The sequence below is a fragment of the Burkholderia sp. BDU5 genome, assembly GCF_001522845.1.
GTDB classification, from domain to species: Bacteria; Pseudomonadota; Gammaproteobacteria; order Burkholderiales; family Burkholderiaceae; genus Burkholderia; species Burkholderia mayonis.
In genome coordinates, this window is record NZ_LOWC01000142.1 from 148,154 (window position 1) to 164,520 (window position 16,367).

The 16,367-nt window shown below is 66.3% G+C and carries 14 protein-coding genes; 9 read left to right on the forward strand and 5 right to left on the reverse strand.

Features of this window, described 5'->3' with window-relative positions; translation table 11 throughout:
• Window positions 1-355: 355 nt before the first annotated feature.
• Window positions 356-2,152, reverse strand: a complete 1,797-nt coding sequence (locus WS69_RS21905; RefSeq protein ID WP_059472772.1) for a TadG family pilus assembly protein — start codon at window positions 2,150-2,152, stop codon at window positions 356-358.
• A gap of 778 nt (window positions 2,153-2,930) precedes the next feature.
• Here WS69_RS21905 and WS69_RS21920 point away from each other — a divergent pair.
• Window positions 2,931-3,806: a dienelactone hydrolase family protein gene (locus tag WS69_RS21920; RefSeq protein WP_059472775.1), complete on the forward strand. Its 876-nt coding sequence runs from the start codon at window positions 2,931-2,933 to the stop codon at window positions 3,804-3,806.
• A 48-nt stretch (window positions 3,807-3,854) separates the two neighbouring features.
• Here the strand turns inward: WS69_RS21920 and WS69_RS21925 are convergent, their stop codons facing one another.
• Window positions 3,855-4,724 (reverse strand): sulfurtransferase, encoded by an 870-nt coding sequence (locus WS69_RS21925; RefSeq protein ID WP_059472776.1) that lies wholly within the window; start codon window positions 4,722-4,724, stop codon window positions 3,855-3,857.
• Window positions 4,725-4,878: 154 nt separating this feature from the next.
• Window positions 4,879-5,985, reverse strand: coding sequence for an aromatic ring-hydroxylating oxygenase subunit alpha (locus WS69_RS21930; protein ID WP_059472777.1), 1,107 nt, complete (start codon window positions 5,983-5,985; stop codon window positions 4,879-4,881).
• A gap of 269 nt (window positions 5,986-6,254) precedes the next feature.
• Here WS69_RS21930 and WS69_RS21935 point away from each other — a divergent pair, with 269 nt between their 5' ends.
• The 4 genes from WS69_RS21935 (at window position 6,255) to folE2 (ending at window position 10,346) form a co-directional block, all read left to right on the forward strand.
• A complete protein-coding gene (locus tag WS69_RS21935; protein ID WP_059472778.1) occupies window positions 6,255-6,548 on the forward strand; it encodes an exodeoxyribonuclease VII small subunit in 294 nt (97 codons plus the stop codon).
• The gene (locus WS69_RS21940; protein WP_059472779.1) at window positions 6,545-7,429 is read left to right on the forward strand and encodes a polyprenyl synthetase family protein; all 885 of its coding nucleotides are present in this window, start codon (window positions 6,545-6,547) and stop codon (window positions 7,427-7,429) included. Before WS69_RS21935 ends, WS69_RS21940 begins: the two co-directional genes overlap by 4 nt.
• 84 nt (window positions 7,430-7,513) lie before the next feature.
• Window positions 7,514-9,418, forward strand: a complete 1,905-nt coding sequence (gene dxs, locus WS69_RS21945; RefSeq protein ID WP_059472780.1) for a 1-deoxy-D-xylulose-5-phosphate synthase — start codon at window positions 7,514-7,516, stop codon at window positions 9,416-9,418.
• Between the two features lie 118 nt (window positions 9,419-9,536).
• Entirely contained in the window at window positions 9,537-10,346 is an 810-nt protein-coding gene (gene folE2, locus WS69_RS21950; RefSeq protein ID WP_059472781.1) for a GTP cyclohydrolase FolE2, read from the forward strand.
• A 344-nt stretch (window positions 10,347-10,690) separates the two neighbouring features.
• Here the strand turns inward: folE2 and tsaD are convergent, their stop codons facing one another.
• Window positions 10,691-11,731: a tRNA (adenosine(37)-N6)-threonylcarbamoyltransferase complex transferase subunit TsaD gene (tsaD, locus tag WS69_RS21955; protein WP_059472782.1), complete on the reverse strand. Its 1,041-nt coding sequence runs from the start codon at window positions 11,729-11,731 to the stop codon at window positions 10,691-10,693.
• Between the two features lie 121 nt (window positions 11,732-11,852).
• Between tsaD and WS69_RS21960 the strand changes: the two genes are divergently transcribed.
• The 4 genes from WS69_RS21960 to dnaG all read left to right on the forward strand — a co-directional run bounded on the left by WS69_RS21960 (window position 11,853) and on the right by dnaG (window position 15,959).
• Window positions 11,853-13,085 carry an NAD(P)/FAD-dependent oxidoreductase gene (locus WS69_RS21960; RefSeq protein WP_257791910.1) on the forward strand — a complete coding sequence of 411 codons (1,233 nt, stop codon included), beginning with the start codon at window positions 11,853-11,855 and terminating at the stop codon, window positions 13,083-13,085.
• Window positions 13,086-13,160: 75 nt separating this feature from the next.
• A complete protein-coding gene (gene rpsU / locus WS69_RS21965) occupies window positions 13,161-13,373 on the forward strand; it encodes a 30S ribosomal protein S21 (RefSeq protein WP_004190342.1) in 213 nt (70 codons plus the stop codon).
• Window positions 13,374-13,540: 167 nt separating this feature from the next.
• Window positions 13,541-13,987, forward strand: coding sequence for a GatB/YqeY domain-containing protein (locus WS69_RS21970; RefSeq protein ID WP_059472929.1), 447 nt, complete (start codon window positions 13,541-13,543; stop codon window positions 13,985-13,987).
• 91 nt (window positions 13,988-14,078) lie between these two features.
• Window positions 14,079-15,959: a DNA primase gene (gene dnaG / locus WS69_RS21975; protein WP_059472784.1), complete on the forward strand. Its 1,881-nt coding sequence runs from the start codon at window positions 14,079-14,081 to the stop codon at window positions 15,957-15,959.
• Between the two features lie 46 nt (window positions 15,960-16,005).
• Here the strand turns inward: dnaG and WS69_RS35020 are convergent, their stop codons facing one another.
• Window positions 16,006-16,344, reverse strand: a complete 339-nt coding sequence (locus tag WS69_RS35020; RefSeq protein ID WP_059472785.1) for a hypothetical protein — start codon at window positions 16,342-16,344, stop codon at window positions 16,006-16,008.
• Window positions 16,345-16,367: the final 23 nt, after the last annotated feature.

A 16,367-nucleotide genomic window follows, 5' to 3' on the forward strand; every position in this document is an offset into this window, starting at 1 on the left:
GCCGTCGTTCGCGCGGCGCTCGTTCGGCGCGCGTGGCTCGTCGGCTCCGGTGCTGCCGAATCTCGCCGCCGGCGCGCGCGCCGTCACTTTTCTTCATGCGCGACACGCATTGGCTTCTCCTTGCGCTCGCACGCGCATCGTTCGTCGTCCGTAGTTGCTCATGATTCAGGCCTCACCCCGAGGGATGAAGCCGACGGTCGATCCGCCCGAGCGGAGTGCGGGCGGATATGATGGTCCGCGGTGTCGGCATGGAGGTTGGCTTCTTCTTGATGCGCAGAGCCCGTCCAGTAGTTGGGCCCGCAGTCCCGCGAGCACCCCGTATTGTGATTTGGGGCGGCAACGCCCTTGAGCGCGTCTAGTAGACGAGCTGCGACACGCCGCAAGTCAGCGACATGTCGTGGATCGTGCTTTCGCCGACCTGCACACCGAGCAACTGCAGCAGCGGCACGACCGCCGAATCGAGGCCCGACAGCATCGGCGGCAGCACGCCGCCGAGGAACGTATCGAGCGCGGTCTGGATCGGTCCGAGCGGCAGGCTGATGCCGATGAGCGAGATCTGCGTCTGCTGCAGCGATGCGCCGAGGCCCGACAGCGCATTGCCGAGCACGCTGCCGACGCCATTCGAATTCGTGCTTTGATAGCCGCCCGTCGTCCCGTAGAACGTGAGCGTCGGCGTGCTGCTCGCGGGTACGTCGGCCGGGAGCGACGCGAGCGACTTGATCGTCACGAGGTTCGCGATGTTGACGAGCGTCGCGGGCGTCGAGCAGGTGAACGGCAGCGACGCGGACAGGTTGGCCGGCGTGTCGCCGATGCACAGGTTCGCGAGGCCCGTCTGCACGCCGATGGCCGACGTGCAGGTCGACGGCGACGACTTGCAGCTGGCCGACTCCAGCCACGCCTGCCCCGGCGCGATCTGTAGCGACAGCGGCAGGTTCACCTGCACCGGCACGAGCGCGCCGAGCACCCCGAGCGGCAGGTTTGCCGTGCCGAGTCCGATATTCAGATAGAGCCGCACCTGCGCCGTTCGCGCGATCGTGCGCCAAGTCTTCGTGACGGGATCGACGCCTGCCTCGCCGATGCCGAGCACGGGCGGCTGGATGATCTGCACTTGCAGGCTCGCGTTCAATCCGCCGACGTTGAGCCCGTTCGCAAGCGAGAACGCGGTTTGGCCGGTGGCGATCTCGGCGGCGACGAGAAGCGCGTCGAACGGGCTGAACGTCGCGTCCAGCGCGGCCTGCGGGTCGGACAGACCGACCGAGAAGATGCCTGTCGAATTCGCGGTGTTGCCAATCTTGAAAGTCCGCCCGCCCGGGATGTTCGCGCTGACGATCGTCTGCAACGCGCCGATGCTCGTCTGCAAGTCCGTATTCGCGACCGACGTTTGCGACAGCGCGGTCAGCATCCAGCTCGCGAGCTGCGGGACGGTGGTCTGCGTATTCAGCAGCGCGTTCACGGTACCGACGTTCGCGGCCGCCATCAGGTCCTTGATCCTGATCCGCGAATTCGCGAGGCCTTGATACGACAGCACCGACAGATTCAGATTCGCGCCGAGCAGCCCGTTGAGAAGCGCGTTCACGACGCCGCCTTGCAATTGCGCGAGCGTCGTGCCGATCGAATACGCGCCGACGTTGGTCGCTTGCGCGGTGCCGGTTGCAGCGACCGTGCGCTGCGAGCCGAGGAAGTAGTACGGCACGGTGCGCGTGACCGTCACCTGAACCGCGTTGAGCTGCGCGTCGCTGTCGGCTGCCGAGCCTGCGGCCGAGCCCGCGAAGAAGCTCGGCCCCGCGTTGTCCTTCACGTCCCAGCGGCCGCAGACGACCGTCATCGATTGTCCCGACGCACTGCTGTCGAAGCCATTGCCGAGCGCCGCCGATTGCGCGGTCGCGGCGGGCTTCACGCAGCCGTCGTCCATCGTTTGAGCGGCCGCGAGCGCGACCGTGTCGGCGATGCCTTGCAGCGCGCGGCGCTGATAGAACAGATTGCCGAGATCGACTGCGCCGAGCGCGGCGATCACGACGCCGATCGCGATCGCCGCGATGACGGCGAGCGAGCCGCGCTGACGGGCGGGCGAGCGTCGTGCGCGGCGCTGCCGACTCGGCTTGCGGCGGTTGGAAATATCACCGGTGATCGGGCGGCGTGTCGGCTTGTTCATTCCCACCTCGTTGTGCTTCGTCGGCGTTGCGTATTCTGATTTGCGCGATGCGCGATGCGCGATGCGCGATCGATCGGCATCGGACGTTCGTTGTCATCGACGGCGCTCCCGGTTCGCATGCACCGCGCAGCGCTCGCCGCACACGGGCGCCTTCTGTTCGGCTGCGACTGTCGGCGGGGGGTGCTGCCGGTTGCGCGCATGGCGCGCCAGCGAATCATGCGGGCAATCGCATTTATTTGGCAATCCAATATTTTCCCGGAATACGTGTCGACGAGGACTTATCTCGATATGCAAGGGGAAATGAAAAGCAGGGAGTGGGAATCCGTAGGAATGTGAATGAAATGGGCGCGTGCGATTCGATGACGGTCACGGCGGAAAATGGCAATGCATGTCGCATGCGTGGCGCGTGCGACACGACGATCGATCGTTCGATACGCGCTCATGCGACATGCTGCGCTCGCCGGCGATTGCATGTCGAGGACGCGACGCGCATCTTCGGCCGGCATTTCGATGCAATGTTCTAGAAGCGCCGACAGTGGCGATCAGGCATCGCGCCGCGACCTGTTCGCGAAGGCCGGCCAATGCCGCCGCGATTTTCACTTCTGACAAAAGGTTGACGCCTCCCCGCATTGTTGGGCATCGTGTGCGGGTTCCGCCTCGGCGGGGCGGGCGGCGACGCTCGGCGCGGCTGCATCGCGCCAGGGCCGCCGCGGTTCGAATTCATGTCGCCGCCGCGTGCGCCGCGTGGCCGCGACAACGAGAAGAGAGGAGCACATCCATGTTGAAACCCGAAGTCGACAGCCTGGTTCCGCACGTTCCGTTCAGCCGCCGCAAGTTCGTCAAGACGGCGCTCGGCGGCACCTTCGCCGCGGCCGTGCTGCCCGTGTCCGCCCAGACGATCGCGACCGACAGCGCCGGCCTCGACGTCGACACCGTCGAGATCCGCTCGGGCGACGCGAGCGTGCCGGCCTATCGCGCGCAGCCGGACGGCAAAAGCAACCTGCCCGTGATCGTCGTGATCCACGAGGTCTTCGGCGTGCACGCCCACATCGCCGATATCTGCCGGCGCTTCGCGAAGCTCGGCTATCTGGCGATCGCGCCGGATCTGTACGCACGACAGGGCGATCCGTCGAAATATCCGTCGATCCAGGCGCTGCTCGACCAGGTGGTCAGCAAGGTGCCCGACCGGCAGGTCAGCGAGGATCTCGACGCGACGGTCGCGTGGGCGGGGAAGAACGGCGGCGACCTGTCGCGGCTTGGCGTGACGGGCTTTTGCTGGGGCGGCAGGCAGGCTTGGCTGTTCGCCGAGCACAATCCGCACGTGCGTGCGGCGGTCGCGTGGTACGGCAGGGTGGTCGGCGAGACGAACGAGATGACGCCGTTCAATCCGGTCGATCATGCGTCGCAACTGAAGGCGCCTGTGCTCGGCCTCTACGGCGGCAAGGACGACAGCATTCCGCAGCGCTCGCTCGCGGAGATGCGCACGCGTCTCGCGGCGGCCGGCACGAAGGCGGCGCGGGAATCGGAGATCGTCGTGTACCCGGACGCGGGCCACGCGTTCTTCGCCGATTACCGCCCGAGCTACGTGAAGGCGGACGCCGAGGATGGGTGGAAGCGCGCCGTCGCGTGGTTTCGGCATCACGGCGTGATGTGACGCCGGTACGCGCCGCCGTGGCGGGCGGCGGCGCGCGTGGCGTGTCGCTTATGGGTTCGCGCCGGTCGCGACGGGGCGGGACGGATCCGCGCTCCATTCGCTCCACGATCCCGCATAGAGCGCCGGGTCGTGCAGGCCGGCGATCTCCATCGCGAGCGCGTTGTGGCATGCGGTGACGCCCGAGCCGCATTGCAGGATCACCTTGTTCGAAGGCGTCGCGCCGAGCAGCGGATTGAATGCCTCGCGCAGCTCGTGGCCGCTCTTGAAGCGGCCGTCAGCCGTCAGGTTGTTCTTGAAGAAATGATTGAGCGCGCCAGGGATGTGTCCGCCGACGCGATCGATCGTCTCGTTTTCGCCGCGATAGCGGTCGGCGGCGCGGGCATCGATCACGAGATGGTCCCTCGTCGAGAGATTCGCGAGCACCGTTCGCGCATCGACGACCGTCGCGAGCGGCGCGGCCGCGTGGAAGTCGCCCTGGGTCTTCTGCGGCGTGCCCTGTGTCGCCGCGTGGCCGGCTGCTTGCCAGGCCTGCAGGCCGCCGTCGAGCACCGCGGCGGAATCGTGGCCGAGCCAGCGCAGCAGCCACCAAAGGCGCGCCGCGTACATGCCGCCTTGCGCATCGTACGCGACGACCTGCTGATTCTGCTTGAGCCCGTGGGCCTTCAGCGTGTCGACGAGCGCGTCGCGCGCGGGCAATGGGTGACGACCGTTCGTGCCGGTCTTCGCGCCCGACAGGTCGCGGTCGAGATGCAGATAGTGCGCGCCGGGAATGTGACCGGCTGCGTACGCTTGCTCGCCCAAGCCGGTATCGGCGAGATCGAAGCGGCAATCGAAGACGAGCACGCTGTTCGGCGCGGCCGCAAGACGTTCGGCGAGATTGTCGGCCGAGATGAGCGTGGTGTAGTGAGTGTGTGGCATGACGACTCCCTTGGAGAAACGGGCCGGATGCTCTAAGTCTAAACAAAAAAAGACGGGCTGCAGCCCGTCTTTCTTTTCCGTGCCGATCCGGCGCAAGGCCGGGAGCGGATCAGGTTTCGACGAATGTCGGATGAAGCGTCGCGCGGGACTCCGCTCAGATCGCGCCGAGCTGCCGGCGCAGGAACTCATGGAAGTGCTGCATGCCGTCTTCCATCGGGCTCTGATACGGGCCAATCTGCGATTCGCCGCGCTCCATTAGCGCGCGGCGGCCGGCGTCCATGCGCAGCGCGATTTCGTCGTCCTCGATCGCGGTTTCCATGTACGCGGCGCGCTCCGCCTCGACGAACTCGCGCTCGAACAACGCGATTTCCTCAGGGTAATAAAACTCGACGATGTTCGTCGTCTTTTGCGGGCCGCGCGGAATCAGCCACGACACGACGAGCACATGCGGATACCACTCGATCATGAGGCCCGGATAGTAGACCATCCAGATCGCGCCGAACTCGGGCGGCACGCCGTCGCGATAGCGGAGGACCTGATCGTGCCACTTCTGGTACGTCGGGCTGCCCGGCTTCGCGAGCGCGTTGTGCACGCCGACCGTCTGCACGCTGTACCAGTCGCCGAACTCCCATTTCAGGTCGTCGCACGACACGAAGCTGCCGAGACCCGGATGAAACGGGACGACGTGGTAGTCCTCGAGGTAGACCTCGATGAAGGTCTTCCAGTTGTAATTGCACTCGTGAATCTCGACGTGATCGAACATGTAGTCCGAGAAGTCGAAATGGTGCTTCGTGCCGAGCTGCGCAAGATCGTGCGCGACGTCGCGGCCCTCGGCTTCGAACAGCAGGCCTTGCCAGTTCTGCAACGGCGTCGCGTGCAGGTTCAGGCAGGGCTTGTCCGGAAAATGCGGCGCGCCGAGCAGTTGGCCGTCGAGATCGTAGGTCCAGCGATGCAGCGGGCAGACGATGTTCTGCGTCTGCCCGCGGCCGTTCAGCATGATCGCCTGGCGATGGCGGCACACGTTCGAGAGCAGTTCGATCTGCGAAGTCTGGTTGCGCACCAGCACGCGGCCCTCGTTTTCGGAAGGCAGCGCAAAATAGTCCCCCGCTTCGCGCACCATCAATTCGTGCCCGACATAGCGAGGTCCCTTCTTGAAAAGTGTTTCGATTTCGCGCGCGAGGAGCGCCTCATCGAAATAAGCGGTGACTGGAAGCTGGCTGTGTGCCGACTTCAGTTGCAATGCGTCGCTCAGATTGGACATTCCCACTCCCGGTGAAAGCGTGAAAGCAGTGAACAACCCAACCATCGAAAATTCGATTTAGGGGAACCGGCGATTATACCCGGATCAACTTTCTTGGGGTGGGATAAGTGACTGATTTGTGTCAAATTTTTCCCGGAATTTGGACGGGTTTCGTGCGATTTGCACACGAAGCGCGCTGCGCTCGAGCCCCTTGAAGCCAAGTCGGCAGGTCGGAAAATTCTCTTTTGCCGTAGAATGTCCGACTTGTTTTGACTTTTGACACCCCGTCCATGGCGAAAACCGCAACCCCAGGCGCGTCCGCGTCCGACCCCGGTTCCGGACCGCTGCCGGAAAATTACGAGGCGGCGCTCGCGGAACTGGAGGCGCTCATCGCCCGAATGGAGGGCGGGACGCTGAGCCTCGAGGATTCGCTTGCGGCGTATCGCCGCGGCGCGGCGCTCGTTGCATTTTGCCAACAACAATTGGAAAAAGCGGAGCAGCAGGTGCGTGTGCTCGACGGCGCCACGCTCAAGCCGCTTTCCGCCGGAACGGCCGCCGCGGACGGCGGAGACGACGATCTATGACATTCGACCAATGGATGCGCTCGGTGCTCGAGCGTGTCGAGACGGCCCTCGGCCATTATTTGCCGGCCGAAACTGTAGCGCCCGCACAACTGCACGAAGCGATGCGCTATGCGGCGCTCGGGGGGGGGAAACGGGTGCGTCCGCTGCTGTGCCATGCGGCGGGCGAGCTCACTGGCGCGTCGGAAGCGGCGCTGAACGCTGCAGCGGCGGCGCTCGAAATGATTCACGTGTATTCGCTCGTGCATGATGATATGCCGTGCATGGACGACGACGCGCTGCGTCGCGGCAAGCCGACCGTCCATGTCGAGTATGACGAGCCCACCGCGCTTCTCGTCGGCGACGCGCTGCAGTCGCAGGCCTTCGTCGCGCTGACGGACGCCGCCGCGCTGCCGCTCGACCGGCAGGCCGCGCTCGTGCGCGAGCTCGCGCTCGCGAGCGGCTCGATCGGCATGGCGGGCGGTCAGGCGATTGATCTCGCGAGCGTCGGTCATGCGCTTTCGCGCGACGCGCTCGAGACGATGCACCGGATGAAGACGGGCGCGCTCCTGCGTGCGTCGGTGCGGATGGGCGCGCTCGCGGGCGAGACGCCGTCCGAAGACGCGATGCGCGCGCTCGACGCATACGCGGCCGCTGTCGGCCTCGCGTTCCAGGTGGTGGACGACATTCTCGACGTCACCACCGATTCCGCGACGCTCGGCAAGACGGCCGGCAAGGACGCGGCGAACGACAAGCCGACCTACGTGTCGATCATCGGCCTCGACGCGTCGCGCGCGCTTGCCGCGCAACTGCGCACCGACGCGTACGCCGCGCTCGAACCGTTCGGCGCGCGCGCACGGCGCCTGGCTGAACTGGCGGACCTGGTGGTGAACCGGGTCAGCTGACGCGAAAGCCCGCCGCCGCGCCCATGCTACGGGTGGTGCGTGTAAGAAGTGCGGGCGCGTTTGTTTTCCTACAATGGAACGACGATGTACGACTTGCTGAAAACCATCGACGACCCGGCGGATCTGCGCCGTCTCGATCGTCGCCAACTGCAGCCGCTCGCCGACGAGCTGCGCGCGTTCGTCCTCGACAGCGTGTCGAAGACGGGCGGCCACCTGTCGTCCAATCTCGGCACGGTCGAGCTGACGATTGCGCTGCACTACGTGTTCGACACGCCGGACGACCGGATCGTGTGGGACGTCGGTCACCAGACCTATCCGCACAAGATCCTGACGGGCCGCCGCGACGCGATGAAGTCGCTGCGCCAGCAGGACGGCATCTCCGGCTTCCCGCGCCGTTCGGAGTCCGAATACGACACGTTCGGCACCGCGCATTCGAGCACGTCGATTTCGGCCGCGCTCGGGATGGCGATCGGCAGCAAGCTGCAGGGCGACGACCGCTTCTCGATCGCGGTGATCGGCGATGGCGCGATGACGGCCGGCATGGCGTTCGAAGCGATGAACAACGCGGGCGTGTCCGAGGATGCGAAGCTCCTCGTGATCCTGAACGACAACGACATGTCGATCTCGCCGCCCGTCGGCGCGCTGAATCGCCATCTCGCCCGCCTGATGTCGGGCCGTTTCTACGCGGCCGCGCGCGCGGGCGTCGAGCGCGTGCTGAGCGTCGCGCCGCCCATGCTCGAGCTCGCGCGCAAGCTCGAGGAGCATGCGAAGGGCATGGTCGTGCCCGCGACGCTGTTCGAGGAATTCGGCTTCAATTACATCGGGCCGATCGACGGCCACGACCTCGATTCGCTGATCCCGACGCTGCAGAACATCAAAGAGCTGCGCGGGCCGCAGTTCCTGCACGTCGTGACGAAGAAGGGCCAGGGCTACAAGCTCGCCGAGGCCGACCCGGTGCTCTACCACGGCCCCGGCAAGTTCAACCCGGCTGAAGGCATCAAGCCGTCCACGACGCCCGCGAAGAAGACCTACACGCAGGTGTTCGGCGAGTGGCTGTGCGATGCGGCCGAGCTCGATTCGCGCGTGGTCGGCATCACGCCGGCGATGCGCGAAGGCTCCGGCATGGTCGAGTTCGAGAAGCGCTTCCCGGAGCGCTACTACGACGTCGGCATTGCCGAGCAGCACGCGGTGACGTTCGCGGGCGGCCTCGCGACGGAGGGGCTCAAGCCCGTCGTCGCGATCTACTCGACGTTCCTGCAGCGCGCTTATGATCAGCTGATTCACGACGTCGCGCTGCAGAACCTGCCCGTCGTGTTCGCGATCGACCGCGCGGGCCTCGTCGGCGCGGACGGCGCGACGCACGCGGGTGCGTACGACCTCGCGTTCCTGCGCTGCATCCCGAACATGACGGTGATGGCCGCGTCGGACGAGAACGAGTGCCGACAGATGCTGCATACCGCGCTGCAGCAGCCGAACCCGACCGCGGTCCGTTATCCGCGCGGCGCGGGCACGGGCGTTGCGACCGTCAAGGCGTTCACCGAGATCCCGCTCGGCAAGGGCGAGGTGCGTCGCCGCACGTCGCAGCCGGAGGGCAAGCGCGTCGCGATTCTCGCATTCGGCACGATGGTCGCACCGTCGCTCGCGGCGGCCGAAGTGTTCGATGCGACCGTCGCGAACATGCGCTTCGTGAAGCCGATCGACGCCGAGCTCGTGCAGGAGCTCGCGCAAACGCACGATTACTTCGTCACCGTCGAGGAAGGCTGCGTGATGGGCGGCGCGGGCTCCGCATGCGTCGAGGCGATGATGGAGGGCGGCGTGATCCGTCCGGTGCTGCAGCTCGGCTTGCCAGACCGTTTCATCGATCACGGCGATCCGGCGAAGCTGCTGTCGATGTGCGGTCTCGACGGCGACGGTATCGCGAAGTCGATTCGCGAGCGCTTCCTGAGCCACGCGACGAGCGTCGCAAGCCCGGCGAAGCGCGTCGCGTAAGCCGTCGCGCGGTGGCTTTCCCCCGAATGCATGGGCCTGCGGGCCCATGTCGCATTTCCGGCAGGTTATGCGGCATATGGCGATGTCGTGCCGCGTGACCCTATAAGGATCGAACAAGATGAACCTGATGAATCCCGAATTCGTGATGCCCGACGTGCAGAGCACGGTCGACACCCGACAGATGCCGATCCAGCGCGTCGGCGTGCGGGCCGTCCGACATCCGCTGACCGTGCGCACCGCCGAAGGCGAGACGCAGGCCACGGTCGGCACCTGGAATCTCGACGTGCATCTGCCGGCCGATCAGAAGGGCACGCACATGTCGCGCTTCGTCGCGCTGCTCGAGGAAACCGACGCGCCGCTGACGGCCGACGCGTTCCGCGCGATGCTGGCGACGATGCTCGAGAAGCTCGAAGCGCAGGCGGGACGCATCGAGGTATCGTTTCCGTACTTCGTGAACAAGACGGCGCCCGTGTCGGGCGTGCGCAGCCTCCTCGACTACCAAGTGACGCTGACGGGCGACGTGTGCGACGGCGTTACGCGCGTGTTCGCGAAAGTGCTCGTGCCGGTGACGAGCCTCTGCCCGTGCTCAAAGAAGATCTCGCAGTACGGCGCGCACAACCAGCGCTCGCACGTGACGATCGACGCGGAGCTCGCGGCCGACGTGCCGGTCGAGGATCTGATCCGGATTGCCGAGGAAGAGGCGTCGTGCGAGCTGTGGGGGCTGCTCAAGCGCCCTGACGAGAAGTTCGTCACCGAACGCGCATACGAGAATCCGAAGTTCGTCGAGGACCTGGTGCGCGACGTCGCGCGACGGCTCGATGCGGACGAGCGGATCGTCGCGTACGTGCTCGAGGCGGAGAATTTCGAGTCGATCCACAATCACAGCGCGTATGCACTGATCGAGCGCGACAGGCGGCGAGCCGCGTAGGCGTCGCGCGGCGGTTGTAGCCGTATGCGGAAAGGGGCCGTTCGACGTGAACAGCCCCTTTCGTTTTGGGTGACGGCAATCGAATGACTGCGGTTCGGGAGCGGTTGTCGCGTGGTGATGGCTGGTGCGGGGCATCGATCGTAGTCGGCGCGTGTGCCGAGCGGGCGGGTGCGCGGCGTTGGCGATATTCGCCGACATTTGCAGGCGGCCGGTACAACCCGCCGGTTGCCTGCGCCTCATCGTCGATGGAAAGCCGACCGCGACGCGGTATGGCAGCGGTGCTGCGCGGCCATCTCGCCGCGGCGATGTTTCTTCGGGTGCGTCTTCGACAGGCGCGCTGCGCTTCAGCGCGCAAGCGACGCCAGATCCCAGCGCGGCCTCACGGTGAACGCGTAGTCGCGGCTCGCCTGCGACGGCCAGCGCGCAAGCCGCAGTGCACCCGCGAGCGCGATCATCGCGCCGTTGTCGGTGCAGAGCGCGAGGTCGGGGTAATGGACGTCGAAGCCGCGCTTCGCGGCCGCGGCCGACAGCGCCTCGCGCAGCTGGCGGTTCGCGCCGACGCCGCCCGCGACGACGAGCCGCTTGAGCCGCGTCTTCTTCAGCGCGGCGAGCGATTTTGCGACGAGTACGTCGACGGCCGCGTCGACGAAGCCGCGCGCAAGGTCGGCCTTCGCGCGCTCGAACCCGGCGCCGCTCGCGTGCGCTGCTTCGAGCTTCTTCATCTGCGTGAGCACCGCGGTCTTCAGCCCGCTGAAGCTGAAATCGAGATCGCCCGAATGGAGCATCGGCCGCGGCAGCGCGACCGCGCCCGGCGTGCCGGTTTCGGCGAGCTTCGACACTTCCGGTCCACCCGGGTAGCCCAGACCGAGCAGCTTCGCGGTCTTGTCGAACGCTTCGCCCGCGGCGTCGTCGAGCGTTTCGCCGAGCGTCTCGTAGACGCCGACGTCGGTGACGCGCATCAGTTGCGTATGGCCGCCCGACACGAGCAGCGCGACGAACGGGAACGGCGGCGGCTCGGCGACGAGGAGCGGCGACAGCAGGTGCCCTTCGAGATGATGGATGCCGATCGTCGGCTTGTCCCACGCGAACGCGAGCGCGTTCGCGATGCTCGCGCCGACGAGCAGCGCGCCCGCGAGGCCCGGGCCCTGCGTGAACGCGATCGCATCGATGTCCTCGCGGCGCGCGCCGCTCGCGGCGAGCACCTCCTCGAGCAGCGGCAGCGCGCGGCGAATGTGGTCGCGCGACGCGAGCTCGGGGACGACGCCGCCGTATTCGCGATGCATCGCGATCTGCGAGTGGAGCGCGTGCGCGAGGAGGCCGCGCTCGGTGTCATAGAGCGCGAGGCCGGTTTCGTCGCAGGAGCTTTCGATGCCGAGAACGAGCATGATGGTGTGCGGCGGCCGCGTCGAGACGCGCGCGGCCGGAAATCAACGTAACAGAAAAGTATAACAGCGCGGTCGCTTTGTCCGTCGGCGCGCGGGCGAAGTGCCGCGCGACGCAGGTACAATCCGCGCCATGGAAAATTTCGACATCGCAGTGATCGGCGCGGGCGCGGCCGGCATGATGACGGCCGCGGTGGCCGGTCAGCTCGGCCGGCGCGTCGTGCTGCTCGATCACTCGCCGCGGCTCGCGGAGAAGATTCGCATCTCGGGCGGCGGGCGTTGCAACTTCACGAATCTGTACGCGGGGCCGGACAACTACCTGTCGTCGAATCCGCATTTCTGCCGCTCGGCGCTCGCGCGCTACACGCCGCGCGATTTCCTCGGGCTCCTGAAGAACTACCGGATCACGTGGCACGAAAAGCACAAGGGGCAGCTCTTCTGCGACCATTCGAGCGACGCAATTATCGACGTATTGAAGGGCGAATGTGACGCGGGCGGCGTCGCGTGGCGGCGGCCTGTGTCGGTCGACACGGTGCGGCACGTGCACGCGGATGGCTTCGCGCTCGACACGAGCGCGGGCGCGATCGGCGTGCGGGCGCTCGTCGTCGCGACGGGCGGGCTGTCGATCCCGAAGATCGGCGCGACCGATTTTGCCTACCGGATCGCGAAACAGTTCGGCCACAAGCTCGTCGACACGCGGCCGGCGCTCGTGCCGCTGACCTTCGCCGTCGATGCGTGGGCGCCGTTCGCGGCGCTGTCGGGCGTGTCGCTCGAGGCGCGGGTGTCGACCGGCGCGAAAAAGGTCGGCGGTGAGTTCGTCGAAGACATCCTGCTCACCCATCGAGGACTGTCCGGGCCCGGGATCCTGCAGATTTCGAGCTACTGGCGCTCGGGCGAGCCGATCCATGTCGATCTCGTGCCGCAGCTGGACGCGGCGGACGAATTGGTCCGCGCGAAGGCGGGCTCGCGACGTCAGATCGGGGCGCTGCTCGCCGAATGGGTGCCGGCGCGGCTCGCGCATGCGTGGCTCGAGGCCGAGCGGGTGCGCGTGGACGCGCGCCTCGCCGACCTGCCGGACAAGACGCTGCGCCGGATCGGCGAAACGCTGTCGCGTTGGACGCTCACGCCGAACGGCACTGAGGGCTACCGGAAGGCCGAGGTGACGAAGGGTGGGATCGACACGCGCGAGCTGTCGTCGGCGACGATGATGAGCGAGCGCGTGCCTGGCCTCTTCTTCGTCGGCGAGGCGGTCGACGTGACGGGCTGGCTCGGCGGCTATAATTTCCAGTGGGCGTGGGCTTCGGGCGTCGCGGCCGGGCGCGCGGCCGCCGACTGCACGCACCGCTTGACGGGTTAGTGCGTTTGTGCAAGGCGTCTGCTATACTCCAAAACCTTTCTCCGCGATACCTTTACTTTTTTTACGTGACGGGTCATGACGATCATCCGCGTTAAGGAAAACGAGCCTTTCGAAGTTGCGATGCGCCGCTTCAAGCGCACGATCGAAAAGAACGGTCTGCTGACTGAGCTGCGCGCGCGCGAGTTCTATGAGAAGCCGACTGCGGAGCGCAAGCGTAAGAAGGCCGCTGCGGTGAAGCGCCACTATAAGCGCATCCGCAGCCAGATGCTGCCGAAGAAGCTCTACTGAGTATTGCCCGCGCCGCGTGGTTCGCTAGGCGGCGCACCGATGGGATTCGCCGAGCGCAGCCCGTCGATGCCGAATTCGAGCAAACCCGCTTGAGAAACCGTCTCAAGCGGGTTTTTGTGTTGACGCCGCTGGGCGGTGTCGCATGGAATTTTCATACCGGATATACGATGAGTCTGAGAGACCAGATCAGTGAAGACATGAAGGCCGCGATGCGCGCGAAGGAAAGCGAGCGGCTGGCGACGATCCGCCTGCTGCTGGCTGCGATCAAGCAGCGCGAGGTCGACGAGCGCGTGACGCTCGACGATGCGGGCGTCATTGCGGTCGTCGACAAGATGATCAAGCAGCGCAAGGATTCGATCAGCCAGTTCGAAGCCGCGGGCCGCACCGACCTCGTCGAGAAGGAGCAGGCGGAAGTCGCGGTCCTGACCGCGTACATGCCCGCGCAGTTGTCGGAAGCAGAGGTGGCGGCCGAAGTGCGGTCGGCCGTCGCGCAGACGGGCGCAGCGGGCCCGCAGGACATGGGCAAGGTGATGGGCGTGCTGAAGGGCAAGCTCGCCGGCAAGGCCGACATGACAGCCGTGTCCGCGCTCGTCAAGGCGGCGCTCTCGAAGTAACCCCGGCCGGCGCGACGCGCGCCCGCCCGTCAAGCGGCCCGGCGGCCGCGGCGGCGCGCGTCGGCCGGCACGTCTTCCGATCGATCCAACGGTGATTCCGCATTCGTTCCTGCAGGATTTGCTGAACCGCGTCGACATCGTCGACGTGGTCGGCCGGTACGTGCAGCTCAAGAAGGGCGGCGCCAATTTCATGGGGCTGTGCCCGTTCCACAACGAGAAGAGCCCTTCGTTCACGGTCAGTCCGACGAAGCAGTTCTACCATTGCTTCGGTTGCGGCGCGCATGGCACCGCGATCGGCTTTCTGATGGAGCACGCGGGGCTCACGTTTCCCGAGGCGGTGCAGGAGCTCGCGCAATCGGTTGGGCTCACGGTGCCGCACGAGCCGTCGCCGATGCGCGGCGGTGGCGGTGGAGGCCCGGGCGACGGCTATGTGCCGCCCGCCGCGTCGAAAGCGGTCACGACCGCGCTGTCGGATGTGATGCACGCCGCTTGCGACTATTACCGTAAGCAGTTGCGCGGTGCGCCGAACGCGATCCAGTATTTGAAGCGGCGTGGACTGACGGGCGAGATCGCACTGCGTTTCGGGCTCGGCTACGCGCCGGACGGCTGGCAGAACCTCGAGGCGGCGTTCGACGACTACCGCCACGATTCGCTCGTCGATGCGGGCCTTGTGATCGTCAGCGAGAAGACCGATGGGAACGGCGCGGCGCGCCGCTATGACCGGTTTCGCGAGCGGATCATGTTCCCGATCCGCAACGTGAAGGGGCAGGTGATCGGCTTTGGCGGCCGGGTGCTGGGGGGCGGCGAGCCCAAGTATTTGAATTCGCCCGAGACACCCTTATTCAACAAAGGCAGCGAACTATACGGGTTGTTCGAGGCCCGGCTCGCGATCCGCGACCACAAATACGCGCTCGTCGTCGAAGGGTATATGGACGTCGTCGCGCTCGCGCAGCTCGGCTTTCCGAACGCGGTGGCGACGCTCGGCACCGCGTGCACGCCGATTCACGTGCAGAAGCTGTTGCGGCAGACGGACACGGTCGTCTTCAGCTTCGACGGCGACTCTGCCGGCCGGCGCGCCGCGCGGCGCGCGCTCGAGGCGTGCCTGCCGCACGCGGCGGACAACCGGACGATCCGCTTCCTGTTCCTCCCGCCGGAGCACGATCCGGACAGCTACGTGCGGGAATTCGGGACGGATGCGTTCTCGGAGCAGGTGAAGCGGGCGATGCCGCTGTCGCAGTTCCTGCTGAACGAGGCGATGGCGGGCAAGGAGCTCGACCAGCCGGAGGGGCGCGCGAAGGCGCTGTTCGACGCGAAGCCGATGCTGCAGGCGCTGCCGGCGAACGCGTTGCGTGCGCAGATCATGCACATGTTCGCCGACCGGCTGCAGATTCCGTTCGACGAAGTCGCGGCGCTCGTCGAAGTGGACGCACGGATCGCCGCGCCGGCCCGTCAGGCGCCCGCGCGCAGCGAGCGGCGGCGCGTGACGGACAGCGAGAAGCGCGCGCTGCGCAATCTGGTGATGCATCCGCGGATCGCGGCGACGCTCGACGACGAGAGCCTCGCGACGCTGCGGGCGCTGCCGAGAAACGGGGAACTGTTCGACGAGGTGGTCGGCCATGCGCGCGCGCTCGGCGATGGGGCGGAGTTCCGGCTTTTGTCGGATGTGCTACGCAATTCGGCTAACGCGCCCACCTACGACGAAATTTTCCGGGAAATTCTGGTCTATGATGAAAATGTCCGCGACTTGATGCAGCAGAATCCGGAAAGCGACGTGGCGCAGGAGGGTCTGCGCGAGCAGGAACGGATCGCAGGCGAGGAGCTTCAGGCAGCGGTGCTCAAGATGCGCTACGACGCATGCTGTGACAGGCTCAACAGCCTTTCGAAGCGGCCGGCGCCCTCTTCCGAGGAATTGGCGGAAATCAAGGACTTGCATCAGAACCTGGCAGACATGAAGCGAAGGCTCGGGCTGTGAACCGGCCGGGGAAGGGTCTGTCTCAACGTGCTATAATATAAGGTTTTCAGCGGTTTGTTTTCTTAGCAGAGGCGAGAATCGCAATGGCAAAGACTATCGGCGGAAAAAAAGCGGCGGGCAAGGCGACGGAATCGACCGTGAAGGTCGCGACGGCCAAATCCGCAGCTTCCGCAAAGACGTCTTCGGCCCGCGCGGCGCACCCTGTGAGGAAGAGGGCCGCGGCCGGCACCGCCAAGGCTGCGCCGGCGCCGACGGCCAGCGCATCACGGGTCGTCGTGAGGTCCGAAGCGAAGACGGCCAAGCCGGCTTTGAAGCGGGCGAGTGCGAAAAGCGCAAGGGGAGCGGCTGCCGCGCCGGACGAAACGGCAGCTACTCGAGCATCCACGGTTCAACCGGCTGTAGTCCAGC